Here is a 21,389-nt window from a genome sequence, read left to right as displayed (position 1 = left end):
CAGTCTGAAAATCACCCGTCACGCCCCTCTCCGCAGCCACCCCCTGCGCCGCCCCCTTCCGCAGCGCGTCCCTCTCGCCTGGTGAGGAGGGGGTGCGGAGGGTGGGGGAGGTGGGTGGGCGGGGGAGGTGGGTGGGTGGGGGGTGGGGGTGCGGGGGTGGGGGTGCGGGGGAGGTGGGTGGGGGGGGAGGTGGGTGGGGGCTTCGCACTGACGCGCCCGTGGGGGGTGGGGGTGCGGGGTGGGGATGGGGTCAGGCGAGGTGTGGGAGGAGGAGGGCGGTGAGTTGGCGCCCATGCTGAGGCCGACCAGGGCGGGGCGGGTGAGGCCGAAGTGGTCCAGGACGGTGCGGAGGTCGGCCAGGTCGTCGAAGGGCTGCTCCGGAGGTGTGGAGCGGCCGAGGCCTCGGGCGTCGTAGCGGATCACGTCGTGGTGGCGGGCCAGGGCCGGGACGACGGCGTCCCAGAGCCGGGAGTCCATGCCGGAGCCGTGCAGCAGCACCACCGGGCTGCCTGCGCCTCGGCGTTCGGCCCAGAGTCGGCCGCCGTCGGGGGTCGGGACTTCGTGTTCGGTCCTCACCCGGAGGATCCTCGCAGACGGCGGGTCAGGGGCTTTGCGGGAGGCGGATCGGCATCAGGACGGAGTAGGTGCCGGTGCGGCCGGGGGTGCGGATGGCGAGGGGGGCGATGGGGCCGCCGAGTTCGAGGAGGAGTTGTGCGGGGTGGGCGGCGTGCAGGGCGTCGAGCAGGAAGTCGCGGTTGACGGCGATGTGGAGCTCGTCGGGGGTGGGGTCGTCGGTGACGGTGAGGTGGCCGTCCTCGGTGAGGGTCAGCACGGTGACCTGGCAGTCGGCGCCGTGCGGGCCGGAGGGGAGGGTGCGGGTGGTGCCGGTTTCGATGGCCGCGCGGAGGTCGGCGGCGGGCAGGGTGACGCGGTGTCGGGGGTCGAGGCGGGTGGCGGCGCGGTGGTCGGGGTAGTCGAGGTCCGGGGCGGTGCCCTCGATCCGGTGGCCGCCCGTTTCGGCGCGGAAGGTGCCGCCGCCGAGGATGAGGGTGACGTCGGCCGGGCCGTCGGGGAGCAGTGCCCGCAGGGCGTCGACCAGGGCGGTGGGGACGGGGGTGCCGGGAGCCGGCTGCTGGGGGGCGCCGATGGCGGGCAGTTCGGCGAGGGCCATCCGGTAGCGGTCGGTGGCGACCAGGCGCAGTACCGGGCCGTCCGGTTCGAACAGCACTCCGGCGAGGGAGGGCAGTTCGGGGTCGTCGCAGACGGCGAAGCGGACCGCGTCCAGGGCGGCGGCCAGGCCGTCGGCGCGGACGGTGAGGCGCAGGTCGGCGGGGGTGGTGGTCATCGGGTGCTCCCTCTGCTCGATCATCGTGCGGATCAGGGAGAGTTCGCGGCGGGCGTCGGTCAGGCCGTCCTCCAGCCGGCGCAGGTGGGCGTCGAGGACGCGTTCGGCCTCGTGGCCGGCCAGGACGGCGCGGATGCCCGTCAGTGGCAGGCCGACCCGGCGGAGCCGGGCCAGCAACCGGGCGTCGGCGAGTTGGTCCGGCCGGTACCAGCGGTAGCCGGTCTGCGGGTCGACCCAGGCGGGGGTGAGCACCTCGGCGCCGTCGTAGTAGCGCAGGGTGCCCACGCCCAGGCCGCTGGCGCGGGCCAGTTCGCCGATGCTGTGCAGCTCGCTCTCCATGCCGGTGACTCTCGGGGCTCGACCTGGTCGAGGGTCAAGCCAGGTGGGCGAGCTTGTGGGGGTTGCGGACGACGCGGATGGAGGAGACCAGGAGGGCGCCGTCCGGGCCCTCGGTGAAGTCGAGGACCGAGACGGAGTCGACGGCGCCGTCGACGGTGATCAGCAGGCCGGGCTGGCCGTTGACGAGGACCGGGCGGACGCCGGCGCCCTCGCCCAGCTGGCGGAGCACGCCGAGGATGAAGCGGGCGACGTTCTCGGCGCCGGTGACCGGCCGCAGCGCGGCGCGGATCACGCCGCCGCCGTCGCTCCAGGTGGTGACGTCGGGGGCGAGCAGGGCGAGCACCCGGTTGAGGTCGCCGCCGACGCAGGCCGCCAGGAACTCGTCGGTGGCCCGGCGGCGCAGCCCCGGCGGGGCGTCGAAGCGGGGACGGCGGGCGCGCACGTGCGCCCGGGCCCGGCTGCCGACCTGGCGGCAGGCGGCCTCGGTGCGGTCCAGGGCCTCGGCGATCTCCAGGTAGGAGAAACCGAAGGCCTCCTTGAGGACGAACACCGCCCGCTCCAGCGGGGAGAGGCTCTCCAGCACCACCAGCAGGGCGAGCGAGACGCTCTCGGCGCGCTCGACGCCGTCGGTCGCGTCCGGCTCGGCGACCAGCGGCTCGGGCAGCCAGGGGCCGACGTAGGACTCGCGGCGGACGGCGGCCGAGTCGAGGCGGTTGAGGGCGAGGTTGGTGACCGTACGGGCCAGGTAGCCGGCCGGGCTGGCGACCGGGCCGGTGACCTGGCTCCAGCGCAGCCAGGTGTCCTGGACCAGGTCCTCGGCGTCGGCGACGCTGCCGAGCATCCGGTAGGCGATGCCGAAGACCATCCGCCGGTGCTGTTCGAAGGCGGCGAGCCGGGTGTCGGGCGTGTCGGTCACCCCCAGGACGCTACCGCCCGGGGGCGGGGGTTTGAAGACGGGCCCTAGGAACGGAAGGTTTCGTAGGCGGGGGCGAGCAGGGTGGCGAGGTCGCGGCCGTGTGTGGTGATGCCGGAGCGGCCGAGGCGGTGCAGCGAGGGTTCGTCCGTTTCCTCGTCCGGGGGTTCCGGGCGCAGGGTGAAGTCGCCGCGCCAGTAGGCCGCGACGTTGACCATCGGGGTCTTGGGGGGCGGTGGCTGTTCGGTCATGTGTCCTCCTCGGCGACGGCGTCCTCGCGGGTGAGGGTGACCAGTTCGCGCAGGGCCTCGGCGGGGAGATCGGTGAGCCACTGTTCTCCCGCGCCCACCACGGTGTCGGCCAACCGGCGTTTGGCGGTGAGGAGTTCGTCGATGCGCTCCTCGACGGTGCCGACGCAGACCAGGCGGCGGACCTGGACGTCGCGGCGCTGGCCGATCCGGAAGGCGCGGTCGGTGGCCTGTTCCTCGACCGCCGGGTTCCACCAGCGGTCCAGGTGGATCACCTGGTTGGCGGCGGTCAGGTTGAGGCCGGTGCCGCCGGCCCGCAGGGAGAGCAGGAACACCCCGGGGCCGTCGGGAGATTGGAAGCGTTCGACCAGTTCCTCGCGGCGGGTGCGGGGGACGCCGCCGTGCAGGTAGAGCACCTCCTCGCCGAGTCGGCGTTCCAGGTACGGGCGGAGCATGGTGCCGAACTCGGCGTACTGGGTGAAGACCAGGGTGCGGTCCCCCTCGGCCAGCGCCTCCTCCAGCAGTTCGGCGAGCCGGGCGACCTTGCCCGAGCGCTCGCCCAACGGTGAACCGTCGTGCAGCAGTTGGGCCGGATGGTTGCAGACCTGCTTGAGCTTGCCGATCGCGGCCAGCACCGTGCCGCGCCGCTCCACGCCCCGGATGCCCTCGACCCGCTGGAGCAGGTCGGCGACCACCGCCTGGTAGAGGCCGGCCTGTTCGGCGGTGAGGTTGCACCAGACGGTCATCTCCTGCTTGGCGGGCAGCTCCGCCGCCACCGCAGGGTCCGACTTGAGCCGGCGGAGCACGAACGGGGCGGTGCGGCGCCGGAGTTCGGCGGTGCGCTCGGGGCTGCGGTGCAGTTCGACCGGGATCGCGTAGCGCTCCTTGAACCGTTCGGCCGGGCCGAGCAGGCCGGGGTTGGCGAAGTCCAGTACGGCGTGCAGTTCGGCGAGCCGGTTCTCCACCGGGGTGCCGGTCAGGGCGATCCGGTGCCGGGTGACGGGCAGTGCGCGGATCGCGCGGGACTGCGCGGTGCCGGTGTTCTTGATGTGCTGCGCCTCGTCGGCGACCACCCGGCGCCAGCGGATCGCGCGCAGCGCGGCGAGGTCGCGCTGGACCAGGCCGTAGGTGGTGATGACCAGGTCCACGCCCCGTACCGCGTCGGCGAGTTGACCGGCGGCGAGGCGGTCGGAGCCGTGGTGGACGTGGCGCCGCAGGCCGGGGGCGAAGCGTTCGGCCTCGCGCTGCCAGTTGCCGACCAGGGACATGGGGCAGACGAGGAGGGTGGGGGCGGCGGCTTCGGGGCGTTCGGCCCGCTCGGCGGCGAGGAGGGCGAGGGTCTGGACGGTCTTGCCGAGGCCCATGTCATCGGCCAGTACGGCGCCGAGGCCGAGTCGGGACATGGTCGTCAGCCAGGCGAGTCCGCGCTGTTGGTACGGGCGCAGTTCGGCGTGGAAATCCGCGGGCAGGGGCGGAACTTCGGGCGCGGCGGGGGTGGCTGCGGCGCCGGCCAGCAGGTCGCCGAGCGGGCCGTCCACCCGGACGCCGGTGACCGGCAGTCCGGCGACCGTGGCGTCCGGGTCGAGGGCCAGGCGCAGCAGGTCGGCGGTGGCCAGCAGGCCGTCGCGCTGCTCGGCGAGGAAGGCGAGCGCGGCGGCGATCTGGGCCGGGTCGGCCTCCAGCCAGGTGCCCCGGACCCGCACCAAGCCCTGTTTGGCGGCGGCGAGTTCGGCGAGTTCCTGCTCGGTGAGCGGGGTGCCGTCCGGGCCGAGGGCGGCCTGCCAGCGGAAGGCGACCACGGCGTCCCGGTCGACCTGGCTGGTGACGGCGAGGGTGCCGGGGGCGGGCGGGGTGGTGGCGCGCAGGGCGAGCCCGAGCCGGGGGCGGCGGCGCCACCAGGCGGGCAGCAGGACGCCGAAGCCGGCCTCGGCGAGTGCGGGTGCGGCGGTGCGCAGGAAGTCGAGGGCGCCGGAGCGGTCGAGCGGGAGGACGGACGGGCGGGAGCGGTGGCGCAGCCCGTGCAGGGCGGGCCAGCGGTGGGCGGCGCGGGCGAGTTCGGCGACCAGGGTGTCGGTCGGGCCGGCGGCCTGCGGGTTCCGCTCCTTGCGGGCGAGGGCGGCGTAGGCCGGGCCGCCCTCGTGGAGGTCGGCGGCGCGGACCAGCAGGGAGGGTTCGTCGACGGCCTGGAGCAGGAACTCCAGCCGCCAGGCGTCGTCGGAGGGGCTGCCGTCGGGGTCGTCGTCGGCGGGGCCGAGCGGTTCGACCAGGCGGAAGCAGAGCCGCAGCGCGGGGTCGGCGGGCTCGGCGGTGGCGTACCAGTCGGTGATCCGGCGGCGCAGCTCGGTGAAGTCCTCGGGCGGGGCCTCGACCTCGCCGGAGGGGGTGGCGAGGGCGTGCAGCCAGTGGCCGGCCGCGTCCCGGCCGGGGTCGGGGAAGGGGGTGGCGGCCAGCGCGGCGCGGGCCTCGGCGTCCACCAGGGCGGCCAGGGCCGCCTCCAGCAGTGCCTCCCCGGTGCCGGCGCCGGTCGGCCATTCGCCGAGCAGGACGGGCGGGCAGCCGGCCGCCAGTGCGGCGGCCTCGCGGCGGCCGGCCGGGGTGGGATCGGGCCGCCAGCGGGCCTGCGGGCGGCCGTCGGCGAGGACGGGCAGGGGGAGCACCCGGCCCCGGCCGACCGTCCGCCAGGCGAGGTCGTGCACTCCGGTGAGCCAGCGCAGTGAGGGGCCGTAGACCACTTCGACCCGGCCGGCGCCGGGCAGGTCGGTGTCGGTGACGGCCCAGTGCGGGTCGTGGACCTCGCCGAGCAGCTGGGCGGCGGCTCCGGCCTCGAAGAGCAGCGCGGGCACCCGCCAGGGGGTGAGGACGGCGCCGCCGCGCGGCGGGGTGACGGGCAGGTCGGGCGAGGGGGCGGGCAGGGTGCCGACGGTGGGCAGCAGCAGGGTGGCCCAGCGTTCGGGGGCCTGGCCGGCGAGCCAGCCGAGGCCGGGGCCGATGCCGCCGAGCACGGCGGCCAGGCTCGCGGCCGGGCAGGCGTAGGGGTGGGCGCGCGGGGCGGGCCGGTCGGGGTTCGGTGCGGTGGCGCCGGGGTGGGCGCGGGCGTCCTCGGCCCAGAGCGCCAGCCGTCCGTCCGCCCGCCAGAGCGCGTGCAGGACGAACATGGGGGGCCTCTCGGGGCGGGCGGGAACCGTCCTCGGCAGCCTAGCCGGGTGGTCGGACAGTGGCCGTCGGGCGGCCGGGCGGGCCGGTCCGTGGGCCGTTCGGAGGGTCCGGAGTGGCTCCTCGAGGATTGTGGTTGAAACTTGAACGAAAGAGTCGTACGATGGAGCCAAGAAGTTGAAGCCTAAACAAATGGCTTCGAACCCGAGGAGGAGCCATGGGCCTGTTCAGCCGCACCAAGACCGCCGCACCCGTCACCGTCCGCACCCCGGCCGGCCCCGACCTCTCGCACCTGAGCGGCGACTGGACGATCGACGCCACGCACAGCGAGATCGGCTTCTCGGTCCGCCACGCGATGGTCACCAACGTCAAGGGCCGCTTCACCGAGTACGAGGGCAAGCTGCACCTGGACGGCGCCACCCCGGGCAACTCCTCGGCCGATCTGGTGATCAAGGTCGGCAGCATCGACACCAACCAGGCCCAGCGCGACGAGCACCTGCGCACCGGCGACTTCTTCGCCGCCGAGACCTACCCGGAGATCCGCTTCCGCAGCACCTCCACCGAGCAGCTCGACGCGGACTCCTACCGGATGAACGGCGAGCTCACCATCAAGGACTCCACCCGCCCGGTGGTCCTGGAGCTCGACTACACCGGCAGCGCCACCGACGCCTACGGCGCCGAGCGGGTCGGCTTCGAGGGCCGGACCGTCGTCGACCGCACCGAGTTCGGGCTGACCTACAACGCGGCCCTGGAGACCGGCGGCGTGCTGATCGGCGAGAAGGTCAAGCTCAGCTTCGACATCTCCGCCGTCAAGGCGGCCTGACCCGACCCGGCCCCAGGGTCCGTGGAAGCCGGACCCCTGAACCCACCGCCCCCGCCTATCCCCCCTGGGCGGGGGCGGTGTTCTGTACGGCGGCGACCAGCGCCGCGTCCGCCGCAGGCAGCCAACTGCCCGCCGGGCTGCCCAACCAGCCCTCGGCCGCGCCGAGTTCACCCGCCCCGGCGGCCAGCGCCCGCAGGCCCGGATGGCGCTCGCCGGGCCGGTGCACCAGGCTGACCAGGCTCAGCGGCACCGGCTCCACCAGCGGCACGTTCACCGCCCCCGGGATCCTCGGCCCGCCGACCGTGGTCAGCATCGGGTCGCCGTGCCGGGCCAGGTAGCGGGCGGTCTCGTCCAGGCCCACCGGCGGGACGTACGGCTCGGCCGCGGTCAGGCCGTGCTCGCGCAGCAGCCGGGAGCCGAGGTCGGCCCATTCGGTGGTGGCCGGGTTGCCCGCGCAGATGTCGACCGGGTGCCCGGCCAGCTCGGCCAGGCGCAGCACCGGGCGGCCGGCCAGCGGGTGGGTGTCCGCCATCATCACCGAGATCCGTTCCAACCGCACCGGCAGCTGGGCGAGTTGGCCGCGCACCTGGGCGGGCAGTCCGGCGAAGCGGCCGAACGAGGCGTCCAGCCGGTGCGCCAGCAGTTCGGCGGCGGCCGCGGCCAGCCCGCCGTGGAAGCGGGCCAGCAGTTCGCCCTCCGGCCAGCCGGCGCGGGCCCGTTCGAGCACCCGGTCGGCGGTGAGGTCCGGGCCGGTGACGTCGCTGTTGAGGTCCAGCAGCAGCGGTCGGGCGGCGGCGCCGGCGCCGGTGCGGGCCGCGGCGAGGATCTCGTCGTGCAGGGCGAGCAGCCGGCGCGCCCGGGGCAGCAGCCGGTGCCCGGCCGGGGTGAGTTCGACGCTGCGGGTGGTGCGGGTGAACAGGGTGTCGCCGAGCAGGCCCTCCAGGGTGCGGACGTCCCGGCTGAGTGCCTACTGGGCGACGTACAGCCGCTCGGCGGCCCGGCCGAAGTGGAGCGTCTCGGCGGTCGCGACGAAACCGCGGAGCAGGCGGGGGTGCAGGTCACGGGGCATGGGCGGCAGATTAACAACACGGTGTTGTGGGTGTGGCGGAACAGGTGTTGGACGCCCGGCGGCCGGCGCCGGGAGGCTTGGCGCATCCCCCGTCCGTCCTGTGCCCCAGGAGCCCGATTGCCCCCGCGCGCCCTCCTCGCCTCCTACCGCCGGCTGTTCGCCGCCCCCGGCGCCACCGCCTTCACCCTGGCCGGGCTGCTCGGGCGGCTCGCGCTGTCGATGAACGGCGTCTCGCTGGTGGTGCTGCTCGCCGAGCGACGCGGCTCGTACGCGCTGGCCGGGACGGTCTCGGCGGCCGGGCTGGCCACCGGCGCGATCGGGATGCCGCTGCTCGGACGACTGGTGGACCGCTACGGGCAGTCGCGGGTCGCCGTACCGGCCGCGCTGTACAACGCCGTCCCGCTCGCCGCCCTGCTGCTCTGCGTCCGGCTCGGCGCCCCGGACTGGACGCTGTACGCCTGCTGGGCCGCCTGCGCCGCCGCGCCCAACCTCGGCGGCATGGCCCGGGCCCGCTGGGCGCACCTGCACCGGGACGACCCGGCCGCCCGGCACCTGGCCAACTCCTTCGAACAGGCGCTGGACGAACTCTGCTTCATGGCCGGGCCGGTGCTCGCGACGCTGCTCTGCACCACGCTCGCCCCGGAGGCCGGACTGCTCACCGCCGGCACCCTCGGCACCGCCGGCGCCCTGCTGTTCGCCGCCCAGCGACGCACCGAACCGCCGCTTCCCGCACGGGCTGCGGCCGGCCAGCGGCACGGCTCCCCGCTGCGGGCGCCCGGACTGCGGGTGCTGGCGCTGACCTTCCTCGCCACCGGCATGGTCTTCGGCGCGACCGAGGTCACCACCGTCGCCTACACCGACGCGCTCGGCCACAAGGCGGCGGCCGGACCGCTGCTGGCCCTGGTCGCGGCCGGATCCTGCGTGGCGGGGCTGCTGTTCGGACTGCTGACCCCGCGTCGGGCGCCCGGGGTCCGCTTCCTGCTCGGGGCGGCGGCGATGGCCGGGGTGCTGCTGCTGCCGCTCGCCGCCGGGCTCGGCGGGGCCGGCCTGGCGGCGCTCGGAGCGGCGCTGTTCGCGGCCGGCACGGCCACCGCGCCGACCATGGTGACCGGCATGACGCTGGTGCAGGAGCTGCTGCCGCAGCGGCAGTTCAACGAGGGGATGGCGGTGGCGGTCGCGGGCATCGTGGTCGGCATCTCGGCCGGGGCGGCGCTCGCCGGGACGCTCGCCGAGCACGCCCCGCCCGGCACCGGCTACGCCCTGCCCGCCGGGGCCGCCGCGCTCGCCCTGCTGATCGCCCTGGCCGGACGCCGGCACCTGCGCGCGCCCGGTGCGCGGGAAAATGCCGAGCGGGTTGTCAGTGCCTCCGTCTAACTTCTAGGCATGGCGGAAATCACCTACGTCCGAGGCGATGCCACCGCGCCCCAGGGCAAGGGCGTGAAGGTGATCGCGCACGTCTGCAACGATCTGGGCGGCTGGGGAAAGGGCTTCGTGCTCGCGCTCTCCAGACGCTGGCCCGAGCCCGAGGCGGCGTTCAGACGCTGGCACAGGGAGCGGGCGAAGAACGACTTCGGCCTCGGCGGCCTGCAACTGGTGCAGGTCGAGCCGTACGTCTGGGTGGCCAACCTGGTCGGCCAGCGCGGCATCCGGACCGGGCGCTCCACCGGAGTGCCCGTACGGTACGAGGCCATCGACACCGGGCTGGCCGCCCTGGGCGGCCGCGCGCTCGAACTCGGCGCCTCCGTCCACATGCCGCGGATCGGCTGCGGACTGGCGGGCGGGCGCTGGGCGAAGGTCGAGCCGCTGGTGGCGGACCGGCTGACGGCGCGCGGCGTGCCGGTGACGGTCTACGACGTCGACTGACCGGCGGCCGGGCCCGGCCGCACGGCCGTTGACCCGGGCACGGGCGTGGCCGGGACGGCGGCCGGCCAGGCGTACACGTACTCGGGCAGCAGGTAGCCGCCCGGGAACACGCCCTCCTGCGCCCTGATCCGCACGCCGCCCTCGCGTTCGTAGAAGGCGACCGCGCGGGTGTTGGCGCGCAGCACCTCCAAGTACAGCCCGGCACCGGGGTGCCGCTCGGCCACCTCGGCGCGGGCGGCGGCCAGCAGTTGCCGGCCGATGCCACCGCCGGTGAGGCCAGGGCGGACGTGCAGGTTGTCCACCAGCACCCCGCCGTCGGGCTGCGGCACCAGATAGACGAACCCGGCCGGCTCGCCGGCCCGTTCGGCGATCAGCAACACGGGCGTGTTCTCCGGCGTCCCGTAGTCGACCGTCAGGCGCAGCTCCCACAGCTCGCGCCGCTGGGCGGCCAGCCCGTCCCCGAGCGCTTCGTCGGGGACGATCCCGCGGTACGTGGCGCACCAGCTCTCGGTGTGCAGGTCCGCGACGCGTACGGCGTCCTGCGCCGCGCCGTGCCGAATGGTGATCCGTCCTGAACCGGTCATGTGACGAGCCTCCCACAGAGATGGAGTTGAACATGTTCAACCGAAACGTCTACAGTTCTGCCAAGCTTTTGAACGCGTTCGAAATCACGGGGGCGGTGTGCGCGGCACCGGATGCGGAGGGGGCATCCGGTGCCGCGAGCACCGACAACACCGACACCGGGTGGAACGTCGTCTCCGGCTAGGCTCGTGCCTGTGGACGACCTGGCAGCGACGAACCGAACGGACGGCGAGAAGGGTGCGGCCGACGCCCCGGCCGCACCCGGCACGGACGGCGGGCCCATGCCCGGCGGCCGTGCCCAGCCCAAGACCGACAAGAGCGAGGCGACCCGGGCGCTGATCCTGGAGACGGCCATGCGGCTCTTCCAGGAACGGGGCTACGAGAAGACCACGATGCGCGCCATCGCCACCGAGGCGGGCGTGTCGGTCGGCAACGCCTACTACTACTTCTCGGCAAAGGAATTCCTGATCCAGGGGTTCTACGACGGGATGACCCACGACCACGCGGCCGAGGCCCGGATCCGGATGGCCGGCACCCGGGACTTCGGCGAGCGGCTGGAGATCGCGCTGACCTCCTGGCTCGACACCGCCGCGCCGTACCACGAGTTCGCCGCGCAGTTCTTCCGCACCGCGGCGGACCCGACCAGCTCGCTCAGCCCGTTCTCCAACGAGTCCCACCCGGCCCGGGCGACGGCCGTCGACCTGTTCCGTGACGTCCTCCAGGGGTCGGAACTGGCGCCGAAGCTGGACGCCGAACTGGTCGAGCTGCTGCCGGACGTGCTCTGGCTGCACCTGATGGTCGTGGTGCTCTACTGGGTCTTCGACCGGACCGAGGACACCGAGCGGACCAGGGAGTTCGTCCGGCGGTCGACCCCGATGGCCGCCCGGGTGATCAACCTCTCGCGCTACCGGGTGTTCCGGCCGATCGTGCGGGACGCCAAGGGGCTGATCCAGGACTTCATCCTGCCGACGATCGGCAAGACAGCCGTCAAGTAGGGCTCAGGAATCTGGAGTTGCGCAACGGCGGCGGCCGGCCCGCGGGTTCGTGGGCCGGCCGCCGCCGTCGTGGTCTCCGGCAGCTCAGAACTCGGTCGGCGTCCAGGCCCGCAGCGGAGTGCGCAGCAGCAGGTCGGCGGCCGCCGCCGCGCCGGGACGCAGTTCGGTGAGCAGTCCGGCCGCGGCCAGCCTCGGGGCCGTCTCGGCGCCCAGGTAGAGCGAGCCCAACTCGGAGGCGCCGAGGGCGAGATCGGCGTCGTCGGTGGTCCGGGCGCAGCTGCCGGTGCCGTCCTCGGCGACCTGGATCGCGAAGCGGCCGGAGGCGTAGCCGAGCCGGTCCTCCACCTCCAGCACCACCCGGCCCGCCGCGCCGTACGACCGGGCGCCGAAGGCGGCCTCGACGTCCAGCAGCCGCAGCCACATGAAGTCGGTGTTCCCCTCGTCCGGGGTGGCCGCGCGCGGGTCCTGGAGCAGCAGCGGCAGCGGGTCGTCCGGGGCGACGCCCTCCACCACGACCTTGCGCACCCAGTCGACACTGAGCACCAGGCGCCACAGCTCGACGGCGGTGGGCAGGTCGAGGGCGATGAACTCGTCCACGGTGAGCGTGGCGTCGGGGCAGGCGCCGTCCCACTTGTTCTCGACCCGGTAGACCACCAGACCGGTGACCTCGCCGTCGGCGTTCCGGTGGACGGCGGCGAACGGCGCCTTGAAGCTGTCGCCCGGCACCTGGATCTCGTTGGTGTTGCGCTCCCACCAGAGCTCGTCGCGGGCGATCGCACCGGGCTGGGCGAGCCGCCAGCGGTCGTACAGCTCGGCACCGAACTCGCGCTGCTCCGCCAGGGTCACGAAGTCGACCCGGCCGCCGGGCACGCCGGGCAGGCCCTCGCGCAGGCCGCGGGTGCGGCTCAGGTCGATGTTCCAGCCGCAGCCCCAGGTGGCCGGGCCGAAGCCGAACCGGCCGTAGATGTTGTACTCGGCGGCTATCAGGACGGCGACCGCGCAACCGCGCTCGGCGGCCGAGGCGAGGTCGCGCCGCATCATCGTGCTGAGCAGGCCGCGGCGGCGGTGGGTGGCGCTGACCGTGACGTTGGTGATCGCATCGGCCTGGACCACGGCCCCGCCCGGGACGGTCAGTTCGACGTCGAAGCTGCGGTAGGTGGCGATCTGGCGGTCCCCGTCGAAGCCGGCCACCATCCGGCCCGGCTCCCACTGCCTACGGCGCAGCTCCGGCGCGACACCCGCGTGCGGACGCAGGAAGCCGAAGTTGAGCGCCCGGTTCCACTCCTCCACTTCGTCCACGGATACGGCCCGGACCTGGAGCCCGTTGACGGTCTCTACGGCCGTGTGATCGGTGTTGTTGCCCATCGGCCCACCGTACGGGCGGTGGCTCCGGGGCGGCACCCCAATTAATCCGTGCCCGATCCCCTGGTGTGCTCGCCCGGAGTCACCGCCCAGTGGTTGGTGCGCAGGACGCGGTCCGCGAAGCCAAGGTCCCGCTCGCCGAGCAGCCGGAAGCCGAGCGAGCGGCAGATCCCGTTGGACGGGCCGTTGCTCACCCCCGGGTTGGCGTGCACCACGCCCCACCGGCCGTCCGCCGCCGCGGCGTCCAGCACCCGGCGCACCGCCGCCTTGGCGAGGCCGCGGCCCTGGAAGTCGGGCAGCACCATCCAGCCGATCTCGGAGACGGCGGCGCCGTCCTCCTCGTCCTGCCAGAGCGTGACCACCCCGGCCGCCGCCTCGCCGCCCCCGGTGCCGTCGTCCAGCGCGATCACCTTGATCCAGGCGGTGTCCGCCGCCACCAGCGCGAGGTCCTTGCGCAGCCGCGCCGCCACCTTCTCCCGCGGCAGCGGCCCGCCCAGCTCGGCCATCATCCCCGCGTCGCACCGCATCCGGAGGTAGGGCTCGAGATCGCCCGCCTCGACGTTCCGCAAGCGCATGGCGCCTCCTCGGAGTGGTCGGAGCGGCCACGCTAGCGCGGGCCTCGGACACCGGCGCCCGGGGGCTGACAGGCCGGTCGTCTGCGGCCGCCCTCCGCCGGGCCGACGCCCCGGCCGTCCTGGGCCCGGAGCCGGCGGCGGAGGGCGCCGAGGGCTACGGCCGGGCGTAGTAGTCCGGGGTGCCCATGATCCAGAGGCTGGCCTGTTTGACCGGCATGCCGACGCGCGGGGCCTCGATCATCTGGTCGTCGCCGATGTAGAGGCCGACGTGGTGGATGTCCGCGGAGCGGCCGGTGTCGGTCCAGAAGACCAGGTCCCCGGGGCGCAGCTGACGGTAGGTGACCGGGGTGGACTGGGCGTACTGGTCGGCGGCGAAGTGGTTGAGCTGTTTGCCGGCCTCGCGCCAGGCCATCATGGTCAGCCCGGAGCAGTCGTAGCCCTCCGGCCCCTCGCCGCCCCAGATGTAGGGCAGGCCGATCTTGGACCTGGCGAAGGCGATGGCGGCGGCCGCGCCCTCGGCCGACCAGGGGCGGGCGGCGGGCGGGGCCGCCTGGGCCCTGGCGGCCGCGGCGGCCGCGGCTTCGGCGTCGCGGGCGGCCTGCTCGGCAGCGGCCCGGGCGGCCGCCTCCGCCTCGCGGGCGGCGATCGCCTCCAGCGCCTCGCGGCGCCTGCGCTCCAGCTCGACGGTGGTGTTCCGGGCGGCGGCCAGGTCAGCGAGCAGCCGTTCCCGGCGTTTGCCGGCGGCGGCGACCTCACTCCGCTGGGCGGCGAGCCGCTGTTCCGCCCTGGTCCTGGCCGCGCCGACCTCGGCGGCGGCCTTCTCGGCGGCCCCGGTGGCGGTGCGGGCGGCGGCGGAGGCGGTGCGGGCGGCGGCGGCCGTGGAGGTGGCGGCGTCCAGGATCTGCCGGGTGCGCTCGCTGGCCACGCCGACCACGGCGGCGCGGGCGCCCGCCTCGCGCGGGCCGTGGGCTCCGAGCAGGGCGTTGAGCGCGGACAGTTCGGCGCCCGCGCCCTGGCGGTACGTCTCGGCGGCGAGCCGGGCCGCGTCCTCGGCGGCTTCGGAGCGTTCGGCCTCGGCCGCGGCCGCGCGCCGGTTGGCGGCGCTCTCCTCGGCGCGGGCCCGGGTGAGGGCGAGCTGGGCGCCGTTGTAGGCCTCGACGGCCTGTTCGGCGCCGCGGCCGGCCCGGTCGAGTTCGGCCCGCGCGGTGGTGAGCGCGGCTTCCAGGGCGGCGGCCGAGGTGGCCTTGCCGTCGGCCTCGGCGCGGGAGCGGTCGATCTCCTCGGCGGAGGGGTACGGGTCCTGGCCGGCCGGGGGGCCGGCAACGGGCGGTTCGCCGGGGGCCGGGGCGGCCTGGGCGGCGGGGATCAGCCCGAGCAGGGCGGTGAGGGACAACAGGAGGGTCGGCAGGATCCTGCGCGCCACGAGACATCCCTTCTCACGGGGGCGGAGGGGACGGCGGCGGAGGCCGGGCGGCGCGCGGCCTCCAGGGCTGCGGTCGAGGCGGCGGGGATCCGACGAATCATCCCATCACATGACAGAACGGTCACTCGCCGATCATGTTCTCAACTCCGAGGGTTTTCACACCGCGAACGCGCTCCGCCAGCCGGGTGACCATCCGATGATCCGATCGGGAGTCAACTCCGGTCAGGAGCACCGGGCACACGAACTACCGGTGGATCCGGCGGGTCCGCGTCCGCAGGTGGGGGTGTCGCCCCGGTCGGCGCTCCAGCCCGGTCGGGCCGACCGCGTACGTCCGGCTGCGCCCGGCGCGGACCGTACGGCGGCGCCGCTGCGTCCCGGCCGCGCGGCCCGGGACACTGCCGGCGGCCTCCTCGGCGGGCTGGGGGTGCGGCGCGGGCGGGTTCGCCGCCGCTCCGGCGGCGGCCGCCGAACGGCGGTCCGCCAGTCGCGCCCGGCGGCGGGCCAGCGCCCGGGCGGCGTGGGCGTCGAGGTGGGCGGTGGCCCGGGCGGACATCCGCTCGGCGACCCGGTGGGCGGCCGGATGGCTGGCGGGCACCTTGTCGGGCGCGCCGGCGATCAGGTCGAAGAGCCAGGTGCGCGCACGGTCCGCGCGCCGATGCAGCAGGCGTTCGCGCCGGAGCGCACGCGCCCGGCGGCGGGAGCGCGTGGTGTAGCGCCAGCGGGCCCACGGGCTGCTCGGGCGGGCCAGCCGGATCGCGCCGATCCAGGACAGGCCGGGGATCATGATCCCGAGCAGGCCGGTCCACACCTTGCCCTTGAGCAGGGTGATCACCGAGGCCAGCGCGTTCACCGAGATCACGGTGATCAGGCCCCAGCGGGTGTCCTCGCCGGGCAGCGCGCCGAACGGCACGTACCCGATCAGCAGCAGCGCGGTGAACAGGATGCCGAAGATCACCGCGTCCACCGACTTGCGGCCCTGCTCGCTCCAGTACACGTCGTCCAGGTGCAGGATCAGCGCGAACTCGTCCAGCACCAGCCCGCAGCCGATGCCGAAGGCCAGCCCGAACCAGTCGATCCACGGGGTCCCGCCGTAGGTGGCGAACACCCCGAGGCCGCCGACCAACAGGAAGCCCAGGCCGAACACCATGTGGTGGATGTGCAGGCCGCCGGGGGTGACGTTGCCGGGCCACCAGCGCACCTTGGCGCGGATCATCCGCACGCTGAACCGGATGAAGACGAAGGAGGTGATGAAGCCGACCAGCAGCAGGAACAGCGGTTGCTTGTGCGCGTTGACGATGTGCTCGCGGTAGCTGTCCAGCATTGTCGTCATGGGACTTACCTTCGTTCCTGGTCCTGCGCTCTGCCTGCCGTGACATGGCCCGGGGCCCAACAGCCCACCAACTCGACTGCCGGCACCGGCCCGGGCACGGCTCCGGGGGCGGCTTCCGTCACCGGTCCCGACGTGCGGTCAGAACCCACGGGTTCGCTTGGCCGCCCGGCGCGGCACCACCGGGTAGAGCGAGGGCAGCTCGGCGCCGACCGGCAGCTTCAGGAACAGCCGGGCGATCTCGCCACCGAGGTTCACCCCGATCGCCAGCGCCATCGCGATCGCCGCCGCCCGGAAGACCGACACCAGGCCGGTGCCGGAGTGCCCCTGGGCGAAGGCGAGCATCCCGAGGTAGAGCGCCGAACCGGGCATCAGCGGGCCGATCGCGGCGGTCACGTACGGCAGCGCCGAGCCGTTGCGGTAGCGCGCCATCAGCTGGCCGAACAGGCCGACCAGGCCGGCCGCCACCCCGGTCGCGGCGATCGGGTTGACGTGCGCGTTGTACACCAGCGCGCCGTAGCTGGCCCAGCCGATGCCGCTGTTGACGGTGACCAGCGCGAGGGTGCGGCGGTCGGTCTGCAGCAGCATCGCGAAGGCCAGGGTCAGCAGCATCGCGGCGACCATCTGGACCGGCGGGTAGCTGATGCCCGCCAGGCTCTCGTCCGGCTTGAGCTTCGCCTCGAAGCCGACGCCCAGGTAGAGGATCATGATCACGCCGATCACGATGCCCGCGACCAGGTAGACCACCTCCAGCAGCCGGGCCGCGGCGGTGATGTAGAAGCCGGTCAGGCCGTCCTGGACGGCGGCGACCAGCGCGCGGCCGGGCAGCAGGGCGAACAGGCCACCGGTGATCACCACCGAGCCGCGCAGGCCCCAGTCGTTGAAGGACAGGATGATCCCGGACGCGGCGGCCGGCATCGCGGCCGCCACGAACTGGTAGAACTCCGGCAGCCGGCGCTTGGCCAGCGCGGAGGCCAGTCGGTCACCGAGGACGGCCGCGACGAACGCGCTGGCAAAGACCAGCCAGGCCTTGTCGTCGATCCGGCCGCCGACCAGGAAGGTCGCCGCGCCGGCCAGCAGACCGGTGGTCAGGGCGAGCAGCCAGGACGGGTACGGGTGCCGGTTGCGGCGGATCTCGGCGAGCCGGCGGTAGGCGTCGTTGACCGTCACCTTCTCCGCGGTGATGTCCGCCACCAGCTGGTAGACCGCGTTCAGCCGGGTGTAGTCGGAGGTGCGGCGGCGCACCACGCGGTCGGCGGTGACCGGCGGCTCGACCAGCGAGGGCTGGTGCGAGATGCCGATCAGGGTGAAGGTCACCTGGGGCTCGCAGTGGTCCAGCCGGTAGGCGTGCGCGATGCCGAGCATCGCCGCCTCGACGTCCTCGGCGGCCTCGCCGCTGGCCAGCAGCAGTTCGCCGATGCGCAGCGTCAGGTCGAGGATGCGGGGGACGTTGCGGGCGATGGCCGCGGAGGGGTGCATCTCGCGGGCGGTGCGCTCGAAGGCGGGGCGCTCGGACATCGGGGTGCGCAGCAGGGTGCGCATCCGGTCCGGCCAGGGCGCCTCGCCGGGGGCGCCGGCGGTCAGTTCCGGGATCGGGATGCCGTTGGACGGGGTGTAGCCGGCCGCGCGCCACTCCTCGGGGGTGAGGGTGTCCTCGGCGACCGAGCGGCGGCGGGCCGGGCGGGCGGGGGCCGGGCGTTCGGAGGCCGGGCGTTCGGAGGCCGGGTCCCGGGGACGCAGGTCGATGGTCAGCTCGGGGTGCGGTTCCGGCCGTACCTCGGGCTGTACCTCCTGCTCGGGCTTCGGCTCGGGCTCCGGCTTCGGCTCGGGGGCCAGCAGGCCCTTGGTCTCCGGGGCGGGCGGGACGAGCGGCACCACGGTGACGGGCTCGACGGCCGGGGCGGGGTGGCCGAGCAGGCCCTCGGTGGGCGGCGCCTCGGCGGGGTGCACCGGTTTCGGCGGTGTCTGCCGTACCTGGCGGACCGCCCGGCCTCCCCTCGCCCGCTTGCCCGCACCCGGTCGGCCCCGCTTAGGCACTTCCGCTCCTCGCCGCCCCTGGTGGCCGCCGGCCACCGTTCGATCTCGGGTACACCTTGCCTGATCGAACAGCTCGACGCACATGTACGGGACGTCCCAGGGCGGCGGCGCCGGGCGCCTACCCGGCGGGGCGGCGGTCGCCGGCCGCCGCGCCGGAGCGGCGGGCCCGGAGCAGTTCGACCGCCACCGGGACCACCGAGACCAGCACAATGCCGACCAGGATGGCCTCGATGTTGTCCCGGACGAAGGGGATCTGCCCGAGGAAGTAGCCGAGCACGGTGACCCCGGCGCCCCACAGCACCCCGCCGACCACGTTGAACAGCACGAAGGTGCGGTAGTTCATCCTGCTCACCCCGGCGACGATCGGGGTGAAGGTGCGCACGATCGGCACGAAGCGGGCCAGCACGATCGCCTTGGGGCCGTGCCGGTCGAAGAAGGCGGCGGCCTTCTCGACGTTCTCCTGCTGGAAGATCCTGGAGTCGGGGCGGCGGAACAGGCCCGGTCCGACCTTGCGGCCGAAGAGGTAGCCGACCTGGTCCCCGGCGATCGCAGCGAGCACGATCAGCGCGCAGACCAGCCAGAGCGGCTGGTGCAGGTAGGTGCCGCCGGCGACCAGCAGGCCGGTGGTGAACAGCAGCGAGTCGCCGGGGAGGAAGAAGCCGATCAGGAGGCCGGACTCGGCGAAGACGACGGCCAGGATGCCGACCAGGCCGAAGGTCGAGATCAGGGTGGTCGGATCGAGCCAGGACGGGCCGAGGGCGAGGCTGGTCACGGTGCTGGCACTCCTGGAGGTCGAGTCTTGGCAATGCGATGGTAAAGCAATGACAAAGACTCGCCTGGGGGCGGGATGGTTCCCCGGCCCGCGCCGGGAGGGCGGACGGGCCGGGGAACCGGCGACTCGGAGGCCGTAGCCGGCTCAGAGGCCGTAGCGCTCGACGATCCCGGTGTGCCGGCCGAGGTCCGTGCCCGCCGCCTCGGCCAGGTCGAGCCAGGCGAGCGGGTGCGCCCAGCCAGCGGTGAGCCGGTGCAGCAGCGCGTCGGCCGACCCGGCGCCGGCGGTCGGCGGGACACCGAGGGCGGCGTAGATGCCGGGCAGCCCGTCGCCGTCCTCCGCCGGGTCGGTGATCCGGTACTGCTCCCCGCTGTACGCCCAGACCGCGTAGCCGGCCGAGCGCAGTCCGTCCCGGAACGCGGCCCAGGCCTCGTCGCCGGGCCAGGCGCCGTCGATCCAGTACGTGGTGAAGCCGGCCGGGTCGAGCAGGGTCAGCAGGGCGAAGACCGGGCGCCAGCCGGCCCGCTCCGACTCGGGGGCGTCCTCGGCCGGCGGGCGCTCCAGCAGGGCCGGGGCGAAGACCACCACGTCGCCGTGGTTGAGCGTCACGTCCTCGCCCAGCACCGGCAGGATCCGGGCGGTGGCCGGGCCGGTCCGCACGGCGGGCAGGTCGACCGTCGCGCCGTTGGTGCGGGTGGCGCGGACGGTGACCAGCTGCCACTCCTCGTCCACCGGGCCCTCGGGCTCGTCGAACTCGATGCCGATCCGGGCGCCGGTGGAACGGACCACGGCCCAGTCCCGGTTGGCGCTGGCCGCGGTGATCAGGTGCCAGAGGTCGGGCTCCTGGACCGTCCGGTGGGCCTGCTCCGCCCCCGCCTCCTCGGCGGGCAGGGCGTGCTCCAGCAGTTCCTGGTAGAGCCGCTGCGCGGTGGCGTGGTCGCCGAGTTCGGTGGCGGCGGCCGCGGCCAGCCGGCGGGTGTTGATCCGGCTCGCCTCCAGCGCCAGGATCGCCCCGCACTGCTCCAGCACCTCGGCCCAGCGGCTCTCGGCGGCGGCCCAGCGGGCGCGCATCCAGTGGGCGTCGGCCGGGGCGGTCGCGGCCAGCCGGTCGGCGAGGCGGCGGACCCCGTCGGCGTCGCCGGCCTCGATCAGGGCCTGGCCGAGCGTGCCGACCAGCTCCTCGCTGCCCGGGTCGGCCTCCAGCCGCCGCCACAGCAGGTCGGCGGCGGCCCGCGCGTGGCCGAGGCCGCCGAGCACATCGGCCAGCAGCACGGCGAGTTCGGTGGCGCCGGCCGGCTCACCCCGGTACCGGTCCAGGGCGACGGAGAGCAGGTCGGCGCCGGTCTCGAAGGGCACCCGGGCCTCGGCCAGGTGTGCCGCCAGTTCACCGGGCGGGACGGGCAGCTCGGGCACCGGCAGTGCCTCGGCGCCCGCGCGCAGGGCGGCGACCTCCTCGGCCACGCCCTCGGTGCGGCGCAGCCGGGTGAGCTTGCGCTCCCCGGTGGCCGCGAGCGTGAGCGCCACCGTACGGGCGCCGCGGGCGAGGGCCAACCGACCGGCCGCCAGCAGCAGGTCCACGCACGGGCGGTGCGAGCCGGTGCCGTCCAGGTAGCCGACCCAGCGGGCGAGCACGGCGCCCAGCTCGGCGTCGTTCTCCCAGGCGCCGGCCGCGACCAGCAGTTCGACCGTGCGCGTCCAGGTCTCGCGCAGGCCCGCGTGGCGTTCGGCCTCGGCCCGCTCGGGCAGCACGGCGAGCGCCTCCGCCGTCCGCCCGAGCGAGGCCAGCGCGCGGGCCCGCAGCAGGGCGCCCCAGCGCCGGTCGCTCTCGTCGATCTCCTCGCGCCGGGCCCGGACGGCCTGCTCGGTGGCGTCCAGCAGGGCGAGCACCTCCTCGTGCCGGCCCAGCAGGTGCAGGGTGCCGGCCCGGGCACGGTGGAAGCGCAGCGAGACCTGCTGGCCCGCGGCCCGCATCCGGGCGGCGGAGGTGTCCAGGTGGGCGAGCGCGTCGGCGGCCCGGCCGTCGTCCTCCAGGGCGTCGGAGTACTCGCGGGAGAGGCAGTCGAAGCAGGCCCGGCCGGGCTCGATCCGCTCCAGCGTCTCGCCGACCACCGCCAGGCGCTCCGCCACGTACCCGGGGCCGTCGACCCGGGCGTGGCAGATCGCGAAGTCCTGCACCACGCAGACCGACTGCGGGCAGCCGGCCGTCTCCTCCCGGTGGGCGAACTCCAGCAGGTCGACCGCCTCGGGCAGCACCGACTCGCCCTGCTGGCGCTCGTTCAGCAGGTTCTGCATCCGCCAGTGCCGCAGGTAGACCTCGACCCAGGGCAGGTCGAGGGCCCGGGCGGCGGCGAGCGCCTCCGGGTAGACCGCGTCGAGCTGCTCGTTGCGGCCCTCGGTGGCGTGCTCGGGCAGCTCGTACATCGCGTCGGCCAGCCGCTGGTGGCCGGCCTCGCGCAGCTGCTGGTCGGTGTCGCGCACCCAGGCCCAGATGTCGGTGGTCATGTCCGTTCCCCCTGCGTCGTGCTGATGAGTCGCGCCTCGCGGGCCACTGACGGTCCGTCCG

The 21,389-nt window shown here is 74.8% G+C and carries 19 protein-coding genes and 1 pseudogene; 5 read left to right on the top strand and 15 right to left on the bottom strand.

The genetic code is table 11. The features are described 5' to 3' along the window. Positions 1–18 precede the first annotated feature (18 nt). The 5 genes from ACZ3YL_RS40290 to ACZ3YL_RS40270 are packed head-to-tail and all read right to left on the bottom strand — an operon-like array spanning position 19 to position 6,000. A complete protein-coding gene (locus tag ACZ3YL_RS40290) occupies positions 19–576 on the bottom strand; it encodes an alpha/beta fold hydrolase (RefSeq protein WP_465662629.1) in 558 nt (185 codons plus the stop codon). Between the two features lie 25 nt (positions 577–601). Beyond that, entirely contained in the window at positions 602–1,684 is a 1,083-nt protein-coding gene (locus ACZ3YL_RS40285) for a DNA polymerase III subunit beta family protein (RefSeq protein WP_465662627.1), read from the bottom strand. Positions 1,685–1,718: 34 nt separating this feature from the next. Continuing rightward, entirely contained in the window at positions 1,719–2,600 is an 882-nt protein-coding gene (locus ACZ3YL_RS40280; protein ID WP_465662625.1) for an RNA polymerase sigma-70 factor, read from the bottom strand. A 44-nt stretch (positions 2,601–2,644) separates the two neighbouring features. Then, the gene (locus ACZ3YL_RS40275; protein WP_223241820.1) at positions 2,645–2,848 is read right to left on the bottom strand and encodes a hypothetical protein; all 204 of its coding nucleotides are present in this window, start codon (positions 2,846–2,848) and stop codon (positions 2,645–2,647) included. After that, the gene (locus ACZ3YL_RS40270) at positions 2,845–6,000 is read right to left on the bottom strand and encodes a DEAD/DEAH box helicase (RefSeq protein WP_465662623.1); all 3,156 of its coding nucleotides are present in this window, start codon (positions 5,998–6,000) and stop codon (positions 2,845–2,847) included. Before ACZ3YL_RS40270 ends, ACZ3YL_RS40275 begins: the two co-directional genes overlap by 4 nt. Before the next feature lie 215 nt (positions 6,001–6,215). On the opposite strand from ACZ3YL_RS40270, the gene ACZ3YL_RS40265 reads away from it, so the two are divergent. Beyond that, positions 6,216–6,821 carry a YceI family protein gene (locus tag ACZ3YL_RS40265; protein ID WP_188306590.1) on the top strand — a complete coding sequence of 202 codons (606 nt, stop codon included), beginning with the start codon at positions 6,216–6,218 and terminating at the stop codon, positions 6,819–6,821. A 55-nt stretch (positions 6,822–6,876) separates the two neighbouring features. Here ACZ3YL_RS40265 and ACZ3YL_RS40260 read toward each other — a convergent pair whose 3' ends face one another. Next, positions 6,877–7,548: a type 2 periplasmic-binding domain-containing protein gene (locus ACZ3YL_RS40260; protein ID WP_465662621.1), complete on the bottom strand. Its 672-nt coding sequence runs from the start codon at positions 7,546–7,548 to the stop codon at positions 6,877–6,879. Positions 7,549–7,704: 156 nt separating this feature from the next. Then, a pseudogene (locus ACZ3YL_RS40255) lies at positions 7,705–7,776 on the bottom strand (hypothetical protein); the annotation flags it as partial. 231 nt (positions 7,777–8,007) lie between these two features. Between ACZ3YL_RS40255 and ACZ3YL_RS40250 the strand changes: the two are divergent. Next, the gene (locus ACZ3YL_RS40250) at positions 8,008–9,264 is read left to right on the top strand and encodes an MFS transporter (protein ID WP_465662619.1); all 1,257 of its coding nucleotides are present in this window, start codon (positions 8,008–8,010) and stop codon (positions 9,262–9,264) included. Positions 9,265–9,273: 9 nt separating this feature from the next. Then, positions 9,274–9,753: a macro domain-containing protein gene (locus tag ACZ3YL_RS40245; RefSeq protein WP_188306593.1), complete on the top strand. Its 480-nt coding sequence runs from the start codon at positions 9,274–9,276 to the stop codon at positions 9,751–9,753. On the opposite strand, the gene ACZ3YL_RS40240 is transcribed toward ACZ3YL_RS40245, so the two are convergent. Continuing rightward, entirely contained in the window at positions 9,738–10,337 is a 600-nt protein-coding gene (locus ACZ3YL_RS40240) for a GNAT family N-acetyltransferase (protein WP_465662617.1), read from the bottom strand. The genes ACZ3YL_RS40245 and ACZ3YL_RS40240 overlap by 16 nt on opposite strands. A gap of 32 nt (positions 10,338–10,369) precedes the next feature. On the opposite strand from ACZ3YL_RS40240, the gene ACZ3YL_RS40235 reads away from it, so the two are divergent. Together ACZ3YL_RS40235 and ACZ3YL_RS40230 are read left to right on the top strand one after the other, a co-directional pair. Continuing rightward, entirely contained in the window at positions 10,370–10,519 is a 150-nt protein-coding gene (locus tag ACZ3YL_RS40235; protein WP_188306599.1) for a hypothetical protein, read from the top strand. A 10-nt stretch (positions 10,520–10,529) separates the two neighbouring features. After that, positions 10,530–11,330: a TetR/AcrR family transcriptional regulator gene (locus ACZ3YL_RS40230; RefSeq protein WP_317621213.1), complete on the top strand. Its 801-nt coding sequence runs from the start codon at positions 10,530–10,532 to the stop codon at positions 11,328–11,330. Positions 11,331–11,414: 84 nt separating this feature from the next. On the opposite strand, the gene ACZ3YL_RS40225 is transcribed toward ACZ3YL_RS40230, so the two are convergent. From ACZ3YL_RS40225 to ACZ3YL_RS40195, 7 genes are all read right to left on the bottom strand, one after another. After that, positions 11,415–12,695: a GNAT family N-acetyltransferase gene (locus ACZ3YL_RS40225; protein ID WP_188306596.1), complete on the bottom strand. Its 1,281-nt coding sequence runs from the start codon at positions 12,693–12,695 to the stop codon at positions 11,415–11,417. A gap of 41 nt (positions 12,696–12,736) precedes the next feature. Then, a complete protein-coding gene (locus tag ACZ3YL_RS40220) occupies positions 12,737–13,267 on the bottom strand; it encodes a GNAT family N-acetyltransferase (RefSeq protein ID WP_465662614.1) in 531 nt (176 codons plus the stop codon). Between the two features lie 154 nt (positions 13,268–13,421). Then, on the bottom strand, positions 13,422–14,690 hold the full coding sequence (locus ACZ3YL_RS40215) for a C40 family peptidase (protein ID WP_465662612.1): 1,269 nt from the start codon (positions 14,688–14,690) through the stop codon (positions 13,422–13,424). 244 nt (positions 14,691–14,934) lie between these two features. Further along, positions 14,935–16,020 carry a hypothetical protein gene (locus tag ACZ3YL_RS40210; RefSeq protein ID WP_465662610.1) on the bottom strand — a complete coding sequence of 362 codons (1,086 nt, stop codon included), beginning with the start codon at positions 16,018–16,020 and terminating at the stop codon, positions 14,935–14,937. Between the two features lie 138 nt (positions 16,021–16,158). Next, positions 16,159–17,967 (bottom strand): threonine/serine exporter family protein, encoded by a 1,809-nt coding sequence (locus ACZ3YL_RS40205; RefSeq protein ID WP_465662608.1) that lies wholly within the window; start codon positions 17,965–17,967, stop codon positions 16,159–16,161. A 205-nt stretch (positions 17,968–18,172) separates the two neighbouring features. Continuing rightward, positions 18,173–18,826 (bottom strand): DedA family protein, encoded by a 654-nt coding sequence (locus ACZ3YL_RS40200; protein WP_188304271.1) that lies wholly within the window; start codon positions 18,824–18,826, stop codon positions 18,173–18,175. Between the two features lie 144 nt (positions 18,827–18,970). Next, the gene (locus tag ACZ3YL_RS40195; protein WP_465662606.1) at positions 18,971–21,328 is read right to left on the bottom strand and encodes a hypothetical protein; all 2,358 of its coding nucleotides are present in this window, start codon (positions 21,326–21,328) and stop codon (positions 18,971–18,973) included. Positions 21,329–21,389 lie beyond the last annotated feature (61 nt).

The organism is Kitasatospora sp. NPDC023176 (assembly GCF_055560495.1).
Note: the sequence above shows the minus strand (reverse complement) of the source record. Positions and strands in the feature narration are given on the sequence as shown.